Consider the following 19,498-nt stretch of genomic DNA (forward strand, 5'->3'; position numbering starts at 1 on the left):
TCAAAAGGATAAATCGGGGATGAAAATGAAGAGAGTAAGTAAATTGGCAGTAGGCATAGCCTTAAGCTTAGGCCTGGCAGCATGTAGTAGTAACGAACCTACGACACCTGTAGTACAACAAGCAGCCAAGGTATCAGGTGTAGAGAAGGCAAATTTCGATAGCTCAGTTCGTCATCAAGATGACTTCTACTATAGCGTTAACGGACATTGGCTTGCCAACACTCCTATCCCTGCGGATAAATCCAATTACGGTGCCTTCTCTGTGCTTTATGAGCGGAGCCAAAATGCGTTGAAGAAAATTATCGATGAAACTGCGGCTAAGCCGAATAAAGCCGAAGGCTCCAGTGAGCAGAAAGTCGGTGACTTTTATGCCAGCTACATGAACACCGATGTCATCGAAAAACTAGGGATCAGCCCCCTAAGCAATCAGCTTGGGGATATCGCGCTGGCAAAAGATCATGACGATATCGCCAGCCTGATGGGAAGCTTGCTTGTCAGTGGTGTGCAGATTCCTTTTGGTTTCTACGTTAACAATGATGCTAAAAATTCGACTCAGTATGCGGTCTATTTGTATCAATCGGGTCTGACTCTGCCGGATCGTGATTATTACCTTAAAGATGATGATAAGTTTGTCGCGAATCGAGCCGCCTTGAATGCCTATGTTATAGATATCATGGTCCAAGCTGGTAGCAAAGATGCTGAGCGAGTCGCAGACAGTGTCGCCCAAATTGAGATGTTTATTGCTCAGAGTCAGTGGAGTCGTGTCGAGTCCCGTGATGCCAATAAGAGCTATAACAAGATGGATAGAGCCGAGCTGCAGTCTAAGGTTACTAACTTCGACTTTGTGCAGTTTGCTGCCAGTGCCAATATAGCTAAAGTTACCGAAGTGATCGTGCGTCAGCCTTCCTATTTTGAGAAGTTCGGTGCCGAGTTTACTCATTTCTCAGTGGCCCAGTGGCAGGACTACCTGGCTTTTCATCTGGTAGACAGCTATGCCGAACTACTGAGTAAAAACTTCGTCGATCTTTACTTCGATTTTCATAGTAAAACCCTGATGGGCATCGAAGAGCAGAAGCCGCGCTGGAAGAGGGCTGTGGATGCATCCGATCAAGTGATCGGAGAGCTCGTGGGTAAAGAGTACGTTAAGCAGTACTTTAAGCCTGAAGCTAAACAGAGAATGGAAGGTTTGATTAAAGACTTGATTAAAGGCTTCGAGGTCAGCATCAATGAACTCGAATGGATGTCTCCCGAGACCAAGGTTGCGGCTCAAGAGAAACTCGCTAAGTTTACCTATAAGATAGGTTACCCGGATAAGTGGAAAGACTACACAGATCTCAAGATAAAAGCGGATCAGCTGGTGGGTAACTATCAAGGCTATGCTGAGTTCGAGTATAAGACCATGCTCGATAAACTGGGTAAGCCTATCGATCGCACCGAGTGGCACATGACACCGCAGACGGTAAATGCTTACTATAATCCTGTGATGAATGAGATCGTATTCCCAGCAGCTATCCTACAGCCTCCTTTTTTCAATATGGATGCCGATGATGCGGTGAATTTCGGCGGCATAGGTGCAGTTATCGGTCATGAGATCAGTCATGGTTTCGATGATCAAGGTGCTAAGTATGATGGGGATGGCAATCTGAGAGATTGGTGGACCGATGCCGATCGCGCCGAATTCCAGAAACGTGCTGCCCAACTTTCGGCCCAATATGCGGGTTATGAGGCACTGCCGGGGAAAAACGTAAATGGTGACTTAACTCTGGGTGAGAATATTGGCGATCTGGGTGGTTTGACCGTTGCGGCTCGTGCTTATCATCTGAGCCTAAATGGAAAACCGTCACCGGTTATCGATGGCTTAACTGGCGAGCAGCGCTTATTCATTGGTTGGTCTCAGGTGTGGCGTCGTAACTATCGTGACGAGGAGTTGGGTCGTCGCCTGATGACAGATTCTCACTCACCGAGTCACTTCCGCGCCATGGGCACACCGCGTAACATTCCAGCATTCTATCAGGCCTTCGATGTGAAAGAGGGTGATAAGATGTTCTTAGTACCGGAAGATCGCGTCAAGATCTGGTAATAGATCTGCTACGCACTCTATTGATACCACTTCGTGGTTTGAGAGGGAGCAGAGTCTGAAAATTTTTAGCCCGCCAATTTGGTGGGCTTTTTATTTATACGCTAGGAACTAGCACCTAGGTATTCCGGCAATTCTGTCAGGTCTCTGAGCTGCTGGTGGGCGATGATCCATTTGGGCTCATCTTGTTGTTCTACAGCCGGTATTGCTATGGTCTGCATATTGGCGGCCCTCGCGGCAACCAGGCCATTGAAGGAGTCTTCTATGGCGACACAAGTCATAGGCTCAAGACCTAGGGCCTTGGCACACTTCAGGTACACTTCTGGATGAGGTTTGCCATAGGCAAGATGCTCGGCGGACTCTATAGCATCGAAATAGTGAGCTATGTTGAGCTTGTTTAAAACAGCCTCTATGATTGGGCTCGACGAGGAGGTGGCTAAACCTATCTTATAGTCATTATCCCGGCAATATACGAGTGCACTCTCTACACCTGTCATGGCTTGGCCACTAGTCGTAATCGCGCTCACAACCTGATTGACTATGGTGTTAGCCGTGTGTTTATTGTCATAATTATCCCAGGGGAATCTCTGATACCAGTAGCCGACGACCTGATCGATTCTCAACCCCGTCGTTTGAAGTGTGTCCTCATAACATATAGGTAGCCCTAAGAGTTTCATGGTCTGAAATTCAGCTTCTTGCCAGCTGGGTTCAGAATCGATCAAGATGCCATCCATGTCGAAAATGATGGCTTTTAACTTAGGTGAGGTCATAGTGCTCCAATATATTCGTTATAACTAGCATGAATAGTACCCCTATTTTTCGTCAGTTTCTTGGGAAATCATCTATAATTTATTGAGTGTTTTTTACCTTAAAACCCAATGTGTGGGGAGATAGATACTGTTAGGTCTTTATTTAACCTTATAAGGTTCAATGTGTTAGCTTTTTTGTGTTGGGGCTTACTGATGTTATTCGCGGTATTTATAGATTAACTAAGCTAGTAACCATGGTATGGGCATGGTTATTTGGTTCGGTGATGACTGATAAGAGTGTGATCTGATTCAAACTTTTGCTTAGCTATAGTATAATAATCACCAGAAAAAAGTCGTGAGAAAAAGGTCGAGCCTGCAGGACTGTCAGCTTTCAATATCAGGAAGTGCAGTTTCGTTGTTAGAACGCCAAACAAAGAGGAATGTTGCCGTGCTAGAAGCATATCGTAAACACGTCGCAGAACGTGCTTCAGAGGGCGTAGTCCCTAAGCCATTAGATGCCCATCAAGTGGCCGAGTTAGTTGAAATCTTCAAGAACCCACCTGCGGGAGAAGAGGCATTTATCCTCGACCTGCTTGAGAACAGAATTCCACCGGGAGTAGATGAAGCCGCCTATGTTAAAGCCGGGTTCCTGGATGCTGTGGCCAAAGGTGAAGTTACATCGCCAATTCTGACATCGGCACACGCCGTTGAACTGCTTGGTACCATGCAGGGTGGTTATAACATCGAGCCCTTGATTGATCAGCTAGATGTTGAAGCACTGGCGCCACTTGCTGTTAAAGCTTTATCAAAAACTTTGCTTATGTTTGATTCTTTTCACGATGTGGTTGAGAAGATGCAAGCAGGCAATGAGTTTGCTAAGCAGGTCGTTCATGCATGGGCCGATGCCGATTGGTTCCTGAATCGTCCTAAGCTTGAAGAGAAGATCTCTCTCACCGTGTTTAAAGTCACAGGTGAAACTAACACCGATGACTTGTCTCCGGCCCCGGATGCCTGGTCTCGCCCCGATATTCCTTTGCATGCATTAGCTATGCTAAAGAATGCGCGTGACGGTATCGTACCCGATGAGGCTGGCACTATCGGTCCAATCAAGGAGATCGAACAACTTAAGACTAAAGGTTTCCCACTCGTCTATGTGGGTGATGTTGTCGGTACAGGGTCTTCACGTAAGTCGGCAACTAACTCAGTGCTATGGTTTATGGGTGATGATATCCCTAATGTGCCTAACAAGCGCGCTGGTGGTTTCTGTCTGGGTGGTAAGATTGCTCCTATTTTCTTCAATACCATGGAAGATGCCGGCGCTCTACCGATAGAGCTAGATGTGACCAAGATGGACATGGGCGATGTTATCGATATCTACCCATACCAAGGCCTAGTTAAGCGTCACGATAGCGATGAAGTTATCTCCGAGTTTAGTCTCAAAACTGCTGTCTTGATGGATGAAGTTCGCGCTGGTGGCCGCATTCCATTGATCATCGGACGTGGTCTTACAGCTCGTGCTCGTGAAGTGCTTAAGCTTGAGGACTCAACAGTCTTCGTATTACCAAAAGACGTGGCCGATACGGGCAAAGGTTATACGCTTGCTCAGAAGATGGTTGGTAAAGCCTGTGGTGTTGCCGGTATTCGTCCGGGCCAATACTGTGAGCCTAAGATGACTTCTGTGGGTTCGCAAGATACTACCGGTCCTATGACTCGTGATGAGCTTAAAGATCTGGCTTGTCTTGGTTTCAGTGCCGATCTGACCATGCAGTCTTTCTGTCACACGGCGGCTTATCCTAAGCCTGTCGACGTGAACACTCACCATACGCTTCCTGATTTCATCATGAACCGTGGCGGTGTGTCTCTTCGTCCTGGTGATGGAGTAATTCACTCTTGGTTAAATCGTATGTTGCTGCCTGATACCGTAGGTACAGGTGGTGATTCGCATACTCGCTTCCCAATTGGTATCTCTTTCCCTGCGGGTTCAGGTCTGGTGGCTTTCGCCGCGGCGACAGGCGTTATGCCTCTGGATATGCCTGAGTCCGTCTTAGTTCGTTTCAAAGGTGAAATGCAACCGGGTATCACACTACGTGATCTGGTACACGCAATTCCGCTTAAAGCTATCGATATGGGTCTCTTGACCGTAGAGAAGCAAGGTAAAGTTAACTTCTTCTCCGGCCGAGTGCTTGAGATTGAAGGTCTTGAAAGTTTGAAGGTTGAGCAGGCATTTGAATTGTCTGACGCTTCAGCCGAGCGTAGTGCTGCAGGTTGTAGCATCAAGCTGGACAAAGAGCCTATCATCGAATATCTAAACTCCAACATAGTGATGTTGAAGTGGATGATTGCCGAAGGTTATGGGGATCGTCGTACTATCGAGCGTCGTATTATCGCGATGCAAGATTGGTTAGCTAACCCTGAGTTGCTGGCAGCCGATGCCGATGCCGAATATGCGGCAGTTATCGAAATTGACTTGAGCGACATTAAAGAGCCAATTCTTTGTGCTCCAAACGATCCTGATGATGCGGTACTGCTATCAGACGTTAAGGACACTAAGATTGACGAAGTCTTCGTCGGTTCTTGTATGACCAACATTGGCCACTTCCGTGCTACGGGTAAGATGCTGGATAAGTTTGCCACTACCTTGCCGACACGTCTATGGATTGCGCCACCGACTAAGATGGATCGTGACCAGCTTACCGAAGAGGGCTACTACGCCATCTTCGGTCGTGTAGGCGCTCGCATCGAGATCCCAGGTTGTTCTCTATGTATGGGTAACCAGGCTCGTGTTGCCGAAGGTGCCACAGTTGTTTCGACTTCAACGCGTAACTTCCCTAACCGTCTAGGTACTGGTGCTAATGTTTACCTGGCTTCTGCCGAACTGGCTGCCGTTGCGGCTCTGCTGGGTCGTCTGCCTTCTGCCGATGAATATCAGACTTATGCGAAAGAGTTGGACGCGACTGCGGCCGATACCTATCGTTACCTGAACTTCGATAAGATGCAGTCTTATACTGAAAAAGCGGCTGAAGTCATCTTTCAGTCGGCAGTATAAACTCACCACTGACCTAGTGCTCTTGAGCGCTAGGCTCAGTGAGAGTATTTGGTCCTGCTAAGACCTTTCGCTGCAAGAAATAGTGAAAGCTTAAATAAAAAAGCTAGATTCATTAATATGAATCTAGCTTTTTTATGCGTGTTGTTTTCGACTTAACACTAATTATGATACTTAACTGCCATATCAATTAAGGGCTCACGACTGGCTTTTTCTGCTCTGAGTCTGGCTAGGTATTGTTCCCACAAATCGACCTGATGAGTGGCGAGGTCATATAACACCTTCCAGGAAAATAGGCCTGTGTTATGACCATCGTCGAAGGTTATCTTGACCGCGTAGTTTCCCACGGGATCCAGGGCCTTGATATTGACGTTTTTCTTGTGGGTGACGAGTACCGGATTGCCATGGCCGTGGACTTCGGCTGAGGGAGAATAGACACGTAGCATCTCACAACTTAGCTGATAGATCTTGCCGTCATCGAACGTCACCTCTAACAGGCGAGATTTTCGTTTAAGCTTGAGGGCGGTAACGACCGGATTATAGTCTGGAGAAGTCATAATATTGGCCTGTGGTATAAAAAAAGTCAGGGCCTAGGTTTGAGTGCCTAAGCCCTATAAGCACATTATAGAATAAAGCGGCTTAGATCTTCATCTTGTACCAGCTCATCGAGATGGTCTTTGACGTATTTTTCATCGATCACAGACTCAGTGCCAGACTTATCGGAGGCGCCATAGGATAGCTCTTCCATCAAGCGTTCCATTACAGTATGTAATCGACGAGCACCGATATTCTCTGTGCGTTCGTTGACCTGCCATGCTGCCTGGGCAATAGCATCGATACCGTCTTTGGTAAACTCGATTTTTACGCCTTCGGTTGCCATCAAGGCAACGTATTGCTCAGTCAATGACGCGTGCGGCTCAGTTAAGATACGTTTGAAGTCATCGGCTGTCAGAGCTTGCAGCTCGACACGGATAGGTAAGCGGCCCTGAAGCTCAGGGATCAGATCCGATGGTTTAGACATCTGGAATGCACCAGAGGCGATGAACAAGATATGGTCGGTTTTAACCATGCCGTGTTTAGTGTTAACCGTACAACCTTCTACCAGTGGCAGCAGATCACGTTGAACACCTTCTCGTGAGACATCTGGACCCGAGCTTTCGCCGCGCCTACAGATCTTATCGATCTCATCGAGGAAGACGATGCCGTGCTGCTCAACGAGTTCGATAGCCTGATCTTTCAGATCTTCTTGGTTAACGAGTTTAGCCGCTTCCTCTTCGATCATTAGCTTGTAAGCTTCCTTGATCGGCATCTTGCGACGCTTACTGGCACCGGGCCCCATATTTTGGAACATGCTTTGCAGCTGATTAGTCATCTCTTCCATGCCTGGAGGTGACATTATCTCTATGCCAACCTGAGGTGCGGAAACATCTATCTCTATCTCTTTATCGTCCAGCTGACCTTCACGCAGTTTCTTGCGAAAGATCTGGCGTGTGCCTGAGTCATCTTTAGTTTCACTGTCCCAATCCTCTTTAGGCTTGGGCAGTAAAGCATCCAGAATTCGCTCTTCGGCGGCTTCTTCGGCCCTGAACTTACACTTTTTCATATGTTCTTCACGAGTCAGCTTGATGGCTGAATCGGTGAGATCACGGATAATCTGCTCAACTTCTTTGCCTACGTAGCCCACTTCGGTGAACTTGGTGGCTTCAACCTTGATAAAAGGTGCCTTCGCTAGCTTAGCGAGTCGGCGAGCAATTTCAGTTTTACCGACACCAGTCGGGCCGATCATCAAGATATTTTTTGGGGTCACTTCCTGGCGCAGATCGGCATCGAGTTGCATACGACGCCAGCGGTTACGCAGTGCGATAGCCACGGCGCGCTTGGCATTCTGTTGGCCTATGATGTGACTGTCTAACTCATGGACAATCTCACGTGGAGTCATTTCAGACATATTTTTTCCTCATGCATCTCAGCATTTAATCTGGAGTCGTTACTTGTCATTGGTCATAGAAACTATGCGACTCGAGATCAGTAATTTAATTCTTCGATAGTTTTGAACTGGTTGGTGAACACACAGATACCACCAGCGATAGTGAGTGACTTCTCTGCTATCTCAGTTGCTGTCAGTTCGGTATTTTCAAGTAGAGCTGTGGCCGCCGATTGGGCAAATGGGCCACCCGAGCCGATAGCAATAAGATCATTTTCCGGCTGTATTACATCACCATTACCCGTGATGATCAGCGAGCACTCTGAATCGGCAACGGCCAAAAGAGCCTCTAATTTACGTAGCATCTTATCGCTACGCCAATCTTTTGCCATCTCAACGGCGGCTTTCATCAGATGTCCCTGATGCATCTCTAACTTGGCTTCGAAGCGTTCGAATAGGGTAAAAGCATCGGCGGTACCGCCAGCAAAACCTGCCAGGACTTTGTTATGATAAAGGCGACGAACTTTTCTGGCATTACCTTTCATCACGGTATTACCAAGTGATACTTGGCCATCTCCGGCTATGACGACTTGGTTATTACGGCGAACTGATACGATTGTGGTCACGAATGAATCCTCTTCTCAAACTGATGCTGCTATGGCATCAGCGGGTGATAGAGAATATATGGGGGGGAGTGAGTGAAATATCAAGGAGTAAGTATGGAAAAAGGAAAATAGCCTAGGTAACGTTCACCTTGTCAGTTTTGTCTGGTCGATAGCCTGACTTATAAATAGCCCGCGTATGTCGTCTTAGCATTTTCTGCCAAGTTTCATCTAGCTGCGGGCTGCATATTTATTAGGCTTGCTATTACTTCTTCACATACATCAAGAAACAGCCATTGATGCCAGCTTTCTGTAAGATGTGTCTATGTTTTTCGGCCTGACGCTTGCGCTCGTATGGACCTAGGCTGACCTTATACCAGTCACCCGTGGTACCTCTTACTTTAGAAATGTCGGATTCTAGTCCCTGGAAGGCGATGACCGCTTTCATCTGCTCAGCTTGAGCTTGGGTCCTGAAAGAGCCACATTGCATCTGATAGAGGTGAGTCTGGACAGCGGTCTCGGGAATATCGACTTCAACTTGCTTATTTACCAGTTCCTGTTGATAGGTCCATTTCTCTTCAGGCTTAGGAGGAAGAGCCTTAGGATCTTTCTTTTGAGTGAGCTTGATATCAGTTTGCTCAACCACAGGAGCCTTTTTTTCATCAAGCTCTTCAGCACTGTTGTTGATGGTCCAGAGGAAGTAACCGAAGCCTGTGATTAGGCCTAGGGTCACCAGCAACAAAACCAGCGGAAAGCGTCTGGGCGCAGGCGCCTGACTCTTTCTACGTATCGTTTTGGGTTTTGCCTTACCTTTCCTGGCTGGCTTTCTATTAGCGTAATCGCGATTTGTCATAGTATTGAAATACCGTCTGGTTACATGCGGTCTAAGGTTTCAATACCAAGTAGCTCGAGACCTTGTTTCAGTGTCTTAGCCGTAAGTTGTGCAATTAGCATGCGGCTCTTCTTCTGTTCTTCGGTTTCTGCAGCCAGAACCGGACAGGCTTCATAGAAGCTAGAGAAGGCACCGGCAAGTTCAAATAGGTAAGCGCACATGGCATGGGGTTGCCCCTTTGCTACCATACGAGACAGAACCTCACCAAATTGCGCGAGTTTATTGCCCAGATTTTTCTCTTTGTCGTGTGCCAATACGATCTTAGCATCGCTTAGGTCTATATCTGCAGCACGCTTAAAGATACCGGCTACACGAGTGTAAGCATAAAGCAGGTAAGGTGCGGTATTACCTTCGAAGCTTAGCATCTGCTCGAAGCTGAAAATGTAATCGCTGGTGCGGTTCTTAGATAGATCGGCATATTTGACTGAGCTTATTCCGACCACTTTGGCTATCTTTTCTAGTTCCGCCTGATCCATGTCTGGATTCTTGCTACGAACCAGTTCCAATGCACGGGTATCGGCTTCATTCAGAAGGTCGACTAATTTAACCACACCACCGGAGCGAGTCTTAAATGGACGTCCGTCTGCACCGTTCATGGTACCGAAGCCCATATGCTCTAGGCTGAGTTCCGGACGAACAAAGTTTGCCTTACGGGCTAATTTAAAGACTTGCTGGAAGTGTAGTGCCTGGCGTAGATCGACAAAGTAGAGCACCCGGTCTGCATTTAGCACGTTTGAGCGGTAACGCATCGCCGCCATATCACTGGTTGCATACAGGTAGCCACCGTCCGCTTTCTGTATAATAACGGGTAGGGGCTCGCCTTCTTTATTCTTAAACTCATCCTGAAAGACGACTTTAGCGCCATTACTTTCAGACAAGAGCCCTTGTGTATCTAATTCCTTAACTACTTCAGCCAGCTCTGCGTTGTAAGCACTCTCACCACGCACATCTTCACGGGTCAGGCTCACGCCCAAACGCGTATAAACGTCATGGCAATGTTTAAGGGAAATGTCGTTAAATTCACGCCACAGCTTGTTACAGTATTCATCGCCTGATTGCAGTGACACCACAAGTTTACGGGCACGAACGGCAAACTCTTCCGACTCGTCGAAACGTACTTTCGCGGCGCGATAGAAGGTTTCGAGATCGGAAAGCTCCATCTGAGCTTGCTCGCCATTTTTAGCGCGTAACTCTTCCATATAGGCCAGTAGCATGCCGAACTGAGTTCCCCAGTCACCCACATGGTTTTGACGTATCACCTTATGGCCTTGGAATTCCAGGGCACGTACCACACTGTCGCCTATGATGGTCGAACGTAGGTGGCCAACATGCATCTCTTTGGCCAAATTTGGCGAAGAGTAATCGACGACTATGGTTTGCTGCTCTGGTAGGCTGATGCCTAAGTGGTCATCCTTTAGTGCTGCCATCAGTTGATTCGCTAAGGCATCTTCATCGATGAAGAAGTTGATAAATCCAGGACCCGCGATCTCAACTTTTTCCACCTGGCTGTCTTGAGGCAAGCTGTCTATGATGAGCTGAGCTATCTCTCTTGGGTTCTTGCGGGCAATCTTAGTGAGCATCATTGCCAGGTTGGTAGCGAAATCACCATGGGTTTTATCTTTTGTTCGGTCCACCTGAATTCGAGCTTCGAAATCAGTAGGGATAATCCCCTGTTGTTTAAGGACGTCTAGGGCTTGGATGAGCAAAGATTGAATATGTGATTTCATTGGCGTTTAATTGCTACTTACTAATGATAAAAAGATTTAGGGATAACCGCATATTTTAGCCGCTACTGGTGGTCAATTGCTATCCTCTGAGGCAATTAAATTGCATTTTTTTATGTTAATTCAGGTTAATTTAGCCTACAGCAGATCTTGTGGATCTCTGTCTAAGCTCCATTTACAACGCTTAGCCAGCGGCAGAGCTTCAATTTGAGGCTGTGCATGTTCGAATGCCTGTTGCAGTTGGTTTCTTGATTTAGTCTGAAAAATCAGGTGTCTGCGGAATTTCCCGGCTTTTTTGTCCATAGGCGCTGGCATGGGACCTATAACTTCGGACTCATCGTTTTGGGGGAGAAATTGAGCCACTTGGGAAAGAAAGTTATCGGCATCTATGGCCTGATGGGCTTCGGCGCGTATCAACAGCATATGCCAGGCCGGTGGTAATAGTGCTTGTTTACGTTCATTAAGCTGTGCTCTGGCAAACTCGCCATAACCTTTATGCATGAGTTCACGTAAAATGGCGTTATTGGCCTGATGTGTCTGCATCAGGACTGTGCCTGGTTTTCTGGCACGTCCCGCTCGTCCTGAAACTTGGGTATAGAGTTGCCCGAAACGTTCCGGTGCTCTGAAGTCGGCACTAAACAGGGCGCCATCGACATCGAGCAAGCCGACTAAGGTGACGTCTGGGAAATGGTGGCCCTTAGCTAGCATCTGAGTACCCACCAGTATCTTATATTCCCCCTTATGGATAGCATTAAGGTGGGCCTCGAGTGCGCCTTTTCTGCTGGTGGTATCGCGATCGATGCGAACCACTGGATATTTAGGGAACTCTTTTTCCAATGCCTCGGCGAGCTGCTCAGTGCCGACACCTTGGCCCATCAACATGGTGCTGCCACACTTATGACATTGACGTGGAATGGCGTAATGATTGCCGCAATGATGGCAACGAATCTCACCCAGAGATTGATGTACGGTAAAGAAGGCGTCGCAGCGATCGCATTCATGGAGATGGCCACATTCATGGCATAGTAAGGCGGGTGCAAACCCTCTGCGATTGAGGAACAGGAGCACCTGGTTACCGGCATCTAAATGGATCCGCATCTCGTTGAGCAGAGCATGGGACAGACCTGTTTTCAGGGGCTGGTTGCTGATGTCGATAATGCCCTGACGGACTTTCTCGGCGTTGCCCGCTCGTTGGCCTAATTCGAGGTGCTTGTAGCGTCCGCTGAGTGCATTTTGCAGACTCTCCAGTGATGGCGTTGCAGTACCGAGTAAGACAGGGATCCTCTCCAGATGCCCACGCATGACTGCCAGGTCCCTAGCATGATAGCCGACACCTTCCTGTTGTTTAAAACTTGAATCGTGCTCCTCGTCTAAAATTATCGTCCCGGGATAAGCCATAGGGGTGAAGAGCGCCGAGCGTGTACCTATGATGATGGCGGCTTCGCCGGTTTTTGCCTGACGCCATGCCGCTAATCTTTGGTTGTCGGTTAATCCTGAATGGATGACCGCGACCTTAACTTTGAAGCGGCTCTTGAAGCGACTGATGGTTTGAGGTGTCAGGCCTATCTCAGGAACTAGTATTAGTGCCTGTTTTCCTTGTTTGAGTACAGATTCGAGTAAGGAGAGGTAAACTTCAGTTTTGCCTGAGCCTGTGATGCCTTCGAGCAAGGTGCAGTGGTAGCCTGATTGCTGATTGAGGGTCGCGACTGCTATTGCCTGCTCGGGGTTGAGCGTCAATGGCTCTTCCCCTAGCTCAAGATTGTCTCGCCAACTGAGATCTATCTGGTTCCTGCGCTCATCTTTAGCTATCCAGCCTTTATCTTGTAAGGCCTTAATTGCCGACTTACTCAGGGCTAAACTGGTGAGTTCTTCTTGAGTCATCTCAGCTGCGAGTAGCGCTTCCATCACCTTCTTCTGTGCCGGAGCTCGTTTTAGCGTGTCCAACGAGGCAGCCGTTCCTGCGGCAGTCATGGACCAAAATGTTGTGGTTTCAGCGCTAACTTCGGCGCCTTTACGGAGTGCGACGGGAAGGGCCTGAGACAGCATTTGGCCTAAACTACAGAAATAATATCTAGCCGCCCACGCAGTGAGTTTATAAAGAGAATCAGGCAGTAAAGGTTCGTCATCTAGCAGTTCAAGGATAGATTTTATTTGATTAGGTGCTAAGTTACATGTATCGCTAGTTTTAGTGACTAGACCTATTAACTGCTGACGACCGAATGGAACTTTGACTCTCATGCCCTTTTTAGGCACAGATGTGACAGATTCAGGTACGTTATAACTGAAGGTTTGTCGCATAGGAACGGGAAGAGCAACCTCAACGAACAGGGGCATAGACAGACAGGCTTAATCAAAGAGCAAAGAATAAAACAGTGTACCTAGGCTGATCGATTAGGGCTACTGTTATATAATGCCAATAGGTATAGAAAAGGAATTAACTCAATGAAAATAATTATAAAAGTGACACTGTGCTTGATCCTTTTTATCACAGCTCCCTTCATCGGGGTTGGTTATGCTGATGCACAAATTTCCCACGTAAGTATCAATGAACAGCAATTTATTTTAGGTGGCTATCCAAAATTCAGATTAAATATCGTTTCTCAGGATGCCAGTTTGGACAAGATGCAGTTTGTTGTCCGCCAGACGAGTGGTGAAGAAAGGCTAATGGTTAAGCCTATCAATAATTTTCTCTTGTTGGTGACAGGTGTCGAAGACGTAGTGGATCCGAGCGCAACCTTAGTGATCAGAGAGTATCGGGTCAACAAATGGCGAGATGTGAAAGTATTTACCTTGTTTAAGGGGCAGCAGTTACCACAGGAACTTGCCGTCAAGTCTTCGGCCACTCACCTAAGTGTCGAGAACAGATCATCGAAAGCGCCGAGTTCAAGCTATAAGATCGCAACCATGAGTCAGATGTCGACTCAGCTTCCCACTACTCAGGGTAAAAAATCAGCACAATATCGGGATACATTGATCGATAAATCCTGCACACTCTCTTACACTCCTGAAATGACACTCTGGCGCATTGGGACTGAACATGGGAAAGAGTGGGGAATAAGCACCTACGGTGCCATGATTGCCATTTTTGAAGCAAACCCAAAGGCTTTCAACCAAGGTGAAATCGGTGGCCTGCGGGCAGATGCCTCATTGCGCTGTCCTTCGCATGGATTGAGGGACAAGTATTCGAACCCTAAGATGGCGAAGCAAACGTTTGAAGCGTTATAGACGTATAGAGCCGAGACGAACGCTAGGCTTTTAGAGCGGCTGCGCCTTCGAGGACGGCACTGCGTGCCTGCTGGTAATACAAGATTAGAGAAAAATCACATACATAGAATGCAATTGTGAAGCGGTTTGTTTTGCCTCTTGCATATTTTTTAAAACCCTGTAGTATTTTGCGCCTGAATATTCTATTAACCGCATGTGGTGTCCGACTTCGGGTTGGAAGAGCGACATGGCCTTCAACTTGAGGTAATCCAAATGAAAACAGGCATTCATCCTGATTATGCAGAAATCACTGCAACTTGTACTTGTGGTAACGTTATCAAGATAAATTCAACTGCAGGTAAGTCACTGCACTTGGACGTATGTGGTGCATGTCACCCATTCTACACTGGTACACAGAAAATTGTGGACACTGGTGGACGTATCGATAAGTTCAACAAGCGCTTCGGTGCTCTTGGTAAGAAGTAACTTTTACTTAAAAGTTCTTTTATATCGAACAAAAAAGGTGCCTATATGGTGCCTTTTTTGTTTTTAGTCTTATCTCTGCCTACTCCTGATTAATCTGTTATATTCCTCTAGTACTACGAATTAGTACTGCTAGGTTGCACCAATGCAAACGTGGCTCTGTTTGAGGGGATACTGTGATGATTAATTTAAGGCTGAGTCCGATTTTTCACAGAGCGCAGATCCAGCAGAGAATGGCGCCAATTGCTCTGTTTGTATTCATAACAATTCAATCGCTTTATATCCAAGATACTCTCGCATCAGAAAGCCTGTGTGTGCCACAAAGTTTTGATGAGCAAGTTGAGCTTGAATATGTCAACGATGGTGACACACTTACCTTGAAGGATGGTCGTTTGGTGCGTTTGATTGGTATCGATTCACCGGAGATAGACTTTCAATCCCCCGAACTGTCACAGCCCTATGCCCAAGAGGCGCGCCATTTTTTACAAAGAAAACTGCAACTAGGCCAAAGGCTCAATTTATTTTTCGATCGTAAGAAACTCGATCCTTTCGGGAGAACCTTAGCTTATGTCTATACGGAAACCGGGGAGCACTTACAGGAAATTTTGTTACAAATGGGATTGGCGAAGACTCATGTGTATCAGAATGACTATTTTTGGGAATGTTTCAACGATGTCGAACTGACAGCGCGAGATGAAAAGCTAGGCCTTTGGTCTCATCCAGATTATCGGGCTAGGTCAGTCGATGAGCTAACGCGTGATGATTTAAACCACTGGGGAGAGGTAAGAGGTGTTGTGACCGGTTTTGAAAGAAAGGGTCAGCATTTATGGTTAATTTTGGATAACAAATTCTATATTGGTATACCTAGAGAAGATTCTAGTAAGTTTAGCAACATTTTGAACCTGAAACTGCTTGAAACCTCAGTTATTGCCCGTGGTACGTTGTATTATTCCTACAAAAAATGGCAGTTGATCGCCTCCCATCCATCACAGATAAGTTTGCAAAACAGACCTTAGAGCGACAATTGCAGGCTTCAGTTGAATTTTACTAATATCTTGTTTAAAAAGTGTGACATTTAAAGTATCGTACCCACTTTAGCCCCTTAGGTGAGCACCAAATAAGGTGGACCTGATTTCTTGCTAAAATAGACCTCATAGATAAGTTAACCCGACGCATTTTCAGGATTAAAAAAATGTCAGATCTTCGCCAACAAGCCCTCGATTACCATGAGTTCCCCGTACCAGGAAAAACTGCAGTTAGCCTGACGAAACCCGCCGAAACTAGTTTAGATCTCTCCCTGGCTTATAGCCCGGGTGTTGCTGAGCCTGTGCGGGAAATCGCCGCGAACCCGGATAATGCTTATCGCTATACAGCCAAAGGCAATACCGTCGCTGTGATTACCAATGGTACGGCTATCTTAGGTCTAGGTAACTTAGGCCCATTGGCTTCTAAGCCTGTGATGGAAGGTAAGGCGCTGCTGTTCAAGCATTTTGCGAACATAGATGCGACAGATATTGAAGTTAAGCATCGTACAACAGAAGAGTTTATCAATACGGTTGAAGCGATTGCCGATACATTCGGTGGAATTAACCTGGAAGATATCAAGGCGCCAGAGTGCTTCGAGATCGAGAAGGCGCTTATTGAGCGCTGTAGTGTCCCCGTTTTTCACGACGATCAGCACGGTACGGCAATTGTGACCACCGCAGGTATGATCAACGCCTTAGAGATCCAGGGTAAGTCTATCGAAGAAGCTGTCATTGTTTGTATGGGTGCCGGTGCGGCAGCAATTGCTTGTATGACCATGATGGTTAAGTGTGGCGTGCAGCGTGAAAATGTTTATATGCTCGACAGAAAAGGCGTTATCCACACTCGCCGTGAAGATATTAATGAGTATAAGGCATTATTTGCTAATAATACTGACAAGCGTACTCTGCAAGACGTGATTAAGGGCGCCGATGCCTTCTTAGGCCTATCGGGTCCCGATGTGCTGGGCGCTGAAGACGTCGCCATGATGGCTGAAAAGCCGGTAATCTTCGCTTGTTCAAACCCGGACCCCGAAATCAGACCAGAAATAGCTCATAATGTTCGTAATGATTTGATCATGGGTACGGGACGTAGTGACTACCCTAACCAAGTGAACAATGTACTCTGTTTCCCATTTATCTTCCGCGGTGCATTGGATGTGCGTGCATCGAAAATCAATGATGAAATGAAGATTGCAGCTGTACACGCCATTGCAGCCTTAGCGAGAGAAGAGGTTCCAGCATCTGTACTCGCTGCGTATCCGGATGTGACGTCCTTGAGCTTCGGTCCTGACTATGTGATCCCTAAGCCTATGGATCCTCGTCTACTCTCGAATGTGGCTAAAGCCGTGGCCCAAGCGGCAATCGATTCGGGTGTTGCTGTGATTACTGAATTACCGGAAAACTACATGAGCTAAGCTTGTTTGGGTAGTATTTAAAGGGCCATTGGGCCCTTTTTTGTTTTTGTAATCTTAGGCCATTCAATTTGATCTTCTGCTTGAAAATCATTCAAAGATTGTAGCGAGGGGGATTTGTTTGTATTGTGGAATTTTAGATAGAGCTCATTTTCTGGTTTTATATGCTGATTTTATACATTAGTGTTAAACGACTTTCTAAACGATGAATCGAATTCAGTTGTCATAAGCTTAGGCTCGCTTTCGATTTTAATAAGAATAATAAATTCTGCAGGAAGCGGATAATGAAACTGACACGACTTTTAACTAATAAATTGACCAGCTTTTGGCTACTTTCTTTGGCAGCCGTTGCATTTATATTTTTGCTTGTTGCCCTAGTCAGCTTCACGCAATTGACCTATAAATTTCAACAGCAGAAGGTAACTGAACTCGAGTCTATGCTCATTCATCATTATGAGCATGAGAACAATAAAGCACTCTCTACCTGGCTCCCCTCCATCTTAACCGCGTATAACACTGTGAGTTTGACCTTGCGCGCCGAAGGTCAAATACTCTACGAGTATGGACCTGAAAAACTTGGTGCAGGGATGATCACCTATGAGAGGCAGCTGCTCAAGGCTGACAATCTCATCTTAGTGATCACCTTACCTCAGCCATTTAAAATGTACTCACTTTCCTGGTATGAATTCTCCATCTTAGTTATTGGCTTACTTTCTATCTCTGTGTTTGTTTTCTTCGGCCACAGATGGTTATCGATACAGCTACAGGGCATAGAAGATCTGGCAGTGCGCAGTAAACTGATTCTAGAGAATGAATATGATAAGGCCTTAGCCGAGAGAGGAGATGGCAGGCCGAGAATGATAAATCGTGCCCTGACACATCTATTATTAGAGCTAGATGATGCAGAGAAGCATAGAGCTAGATTCGATCAATTTATCCGCTCAAATACGTTTTTGGATCCGGAAACTGGGATAGGAAATCGGCTATTTCTCAAGAATCGTCTCGACGCCTTGAGTAACGATAAAGGTATGATGGCTCCTGGTGTGCTGTTTTTACTCGAGATGGAAGATATGGATCTGCTGCAGCAAGAGCTTGGTGATGACTCTATAGATGAGATGTTGCATCAGACGATTAGCGATATTAATCAGATCTTGGACAGTCAGGCTAACAGTATTTTTTCTCGTCGTTCTTTCAATCAGTTCGCCATCGTCGTTCCTCAAATCTCTTTAAAAGACGTTGAAAAATTAGCCGCTAAATTACTCAAGGTGTGCTTGAGTCAAAACGTACCCGAGACAGAGAACAGCGAAGATTTTTTCCACATAGGTGCAGCCTACTTTAAAGTCGGTGACAGTAAGGAGCAGTTACTCGATGAGTCAGAGAGAGCCCTTAGGGCGGCTCAGTTTCAGGGAACCAGTGGCTGGTTTATGTATGATAAAGGGGCCGTGGATGAGGAGTTGGCGAAGGGGTCTGTTAGGTGGCGCAGCTTTCTCGAGTATGCTCTGGTAAATAGACGTTTAGTGGTCTTTTCCCAGCCTGTGGTCGACAGTGATATGGAAATTCACCACTTAGAGATATCCAGTCGAATACGTGACAATAAAAACAACCTGGTTAGAGCAACGCTGTATATACCTATGGCGATAAAATGTGGTCTGACACCTCAATTTGAACGTCAGGTTATTGAGACCGTGTTGTTCGATCTCCTCTGTGATCCTAAGGGCAGAACCACTAAGTTCAGCATCAATCTCAGCTTAGACACCCTGATGAGTAGGGCATTTATCCGCTGGCTTAAAACGACCCTGTTAGAGTATCGACATCTCACTCCCTGGCTGATTTTCGAGATCAATGAGGATATAGTCGTGCATCATAAGGAGCAGCTAAAATCCAGACTCGATATGATTAAGAAAATGGGCGCAAGCTTATGCGTCGACCGCGTGGGGCAGCAGGTAGTCAGTACTCAATACATCAAAGAGTGTCATTTCGATCTGATCAAACTGGATCGTTCAATCGTGACTCAAATACATCTTCGTCAAGAAAATCAGTTGTTTGTGAGAAGTCTTATCGGTGGTTTATATAGAACTGATGTTCAGGTCTTTGCCGAAGGAATAGAGTCTTTCGAGGAGTGGCAGACCCTGAAAATTTTAGGTGTTAGTGCCGGACAGGGAAACTTGTTCAGTGAGCCAGTTGAAGAAATATAAACCAAGGTACAAAATATTGACTTGGCCAAAAATCAAACTCCCCCTCAGTCAACTTGTTTAACAAATGTTTCATGTTTAGCTTGGGGAGTGTGAAATTTCAGCTTAGATGATACAAATCACTCGGTGAACGTTTCATTCTGTGTTTTTTCTATAAAATTAGCAGATTAG

General features: G+C 46.4%; 14 protein-coding genes. 7 read left to right on the forward strand and 7 right to left on the reverse strand.

The window, feature by feature from the left end; all coding sequences use genetic code 11:
- The first annotated feature begins 25 nt into the window (after positions 1-25).
- On the forward strand, positions 26-2,080 hold the full coding sequence (locus FS373_RS25630; RefSeq protein WP_152830889.1) for a M13 family metallopeptidase: 2,055 nt from the start codon (positions 26-28) through the stop codon (positions 2,078-2,080).
- Positions 2,081-2,181: 101 nt separating this feature from the next.
- Here the strand turns inward: FS373_RS25630 and hxpB are convergent, their stop codons facing one another.
- A complete protein-coding gene (gene hxpB / locus FS373_RS25635; protein ID WP_152830890.1) occupies positions 2,182-2,847 on the reverse strand; it encodes a hexitol phosphatase HxpB in 666 nt (221 codons plus the stop codon).
- A 427-nt stretch (positions 2,848-3,274) separates the two neighbouring features.
- Here hxpB and acnB point away from each other — a divergent pair, with 427 nt between their 5' ends.
- Positions 3,275-5,872 (forward strand): bifunctional aconitate hydratase 2/2-methylisocitrate dehydratase, encoded by a 2,598-nt coding sequence (gene acnB, locus FS373_RS25640; protein WP_144044585.1) that lies wholly within the window; start codon positions 3,275-3,277, stop codon positions 5,870-5,872.
- Between the two features lie 158 nt (positions 5,873-6,030).
- On the opposite strand, the gene FS373_RS25645 is transcribed toward acnB, so the two are convergent.
- The 6 genes from FS373_RS25645 to priA all read right to left on the reverse strand — a co-directional run bounded on the left by FS373_RS25645 (position 6,031) and on the right by priA (position 13,345).
- Positions 6,031-6,426, reverse strand: coding sequence for a gamma-butyrobetaine hydroxylase-like domain-containing protein (locus FS373_RS25645; protein ID WP_152830892.1), 396 nt, complete (start codon positions 6,424-6,426; stop codon positions 6,031-6,033).
- 65 nt (positions 6,427-6,491) lie between these two features.
- On the reverse strand, positions 6,492-7,817 hold the full coding sequence (gene hslU / locus FS373_RS25650; protein ID WP_144044587.1) for an ATP-dependent protease ATPase subunit HslU: 1,326 nt from the start codon (positions 7,815-7,817) through the stop codon (positions 6,492-6,494).
- Positions 7,818-7,894: 77 nt separating this feature from the next.
- A complete protein-coding gene (hslV, locus tag FS373_RS25655) occupies positions 7,895-8,419 on the reverse strand; it encodes an ATP-dependent protease subunit HslV (protein WP_144044588.1) in 525 nt (174 codons plus the stop codon).
- Positions 8,420-8,660: 241 nt separating this feature from the next.
- Positions 8,661-9,248, reverse strand: a complete 588-nt coding sequence (locus FS373_RS25660) for an SPOR domain-containing protein (protein WP_152830893.1) — start codon at positions 9,246-9,248, stop codon at positions 8,661-8,663.
- Between the two features lie 20 nt (positions 9,249-9,268).
- Entirely contained in the window at positions 9,269-11,014 is a 1,746-nt protein-coding gene (gene argS, locus FS373_RS25665; RefSeq protein ID WP_144044590.1) for an arginine--tRNA ligase, read from the reverse strand.
- 135 nt (positions 11,015-11,149) lie between these two features.
- A complete protein-coding gene (gene priA, locus FS373_RS25670) occupies positions 11,150-13,345 on the reverse strand; it encodes a primosomal protein N' (RefSeq protein ID WP_152830894.1) in 2,196 nt (731 codons plus the stop codon).
- A gap of 108 nt (positions 13,346-13,453) precedes the next feature.
- Between priA and FS373_RS25675 the strand changes: the two genes are divergently transcribed.
- The 5 genes from FS373_RS25675 to csrD all read left to right on the forward strand — a co-directional run bounded on the left by FS373_RS25675 (position 13,454) and on the right by csrD (position 19,330).
- Positions 13,454-14,236: a hypothetical protein gene (locus FS373_RS25675; protein WP_144044592.1), complete on the forward strand. Its 783-nt coding sequence runs from the start codon at positions 13,454-13,456 to the stop codon at positions 14,234-14,236.
- Positions 14,237-14,488: 252 nt separating this feature from the next.
- Positions 14,489-14,701 carry a 50S ribosomal protein L31 gene (gene rpmE, locus FS373_RS25680; RefSeq protein ID WP_005500300.1) on the forward strand — a complete coding sequence of 71 codons (213 nt, stop codon included), beginning with the start codon at positions 14,489-14,491 and terminating at the stop codon, positions 14,699-14,701.
- Positions 14,702-14,877: 176 nt separating this feature from the next.
- Positions 14,878-15,714 carry a thermonuclease family protein gene (locus FS373_RS25685; protein ID WP_152830915.1) on the forward strand — a complete coding sequence of 279 codons (837 nt, stop codon included), beginning with the start codon at positions 14,878-14,880 and terminating at the stop codon, positions 15,712-15,714.
- A gap of 176 nt (positions 15,715-15,890) precedes the next feature.
- The gene (locus FS373_RS25690) at positions 15,891-17,138 is read left to right on the forward strand and encodes a malic enzyme-like NAD(P)-binding protein (protein ID WP_144044593.1); all 1,248 of its coding nucleotides are present in this window, start codon (positions 15,891-15,893) and stop codon (positions 17,136-17,138) included.
- Between the two features lie 281 nt (positions 17,139-17,419).
- Complete coding sequence (csrD, locus tag FS373_RS25695) at positions 17,420-19,330, forward strand: RNase E specificity factor CsrD (RefSeq protein WP_152830895.1); 1,911 nt, start codon at positions 17,420-17,422, stop codon at positions 19,328-19,330.
- The last annotated feature ends 168 nt before the right edge of the window (positions 19,331-19,498 follow it).

This window comes from Shewanella sp. YLB-07 (assembly GCF_009377275.1).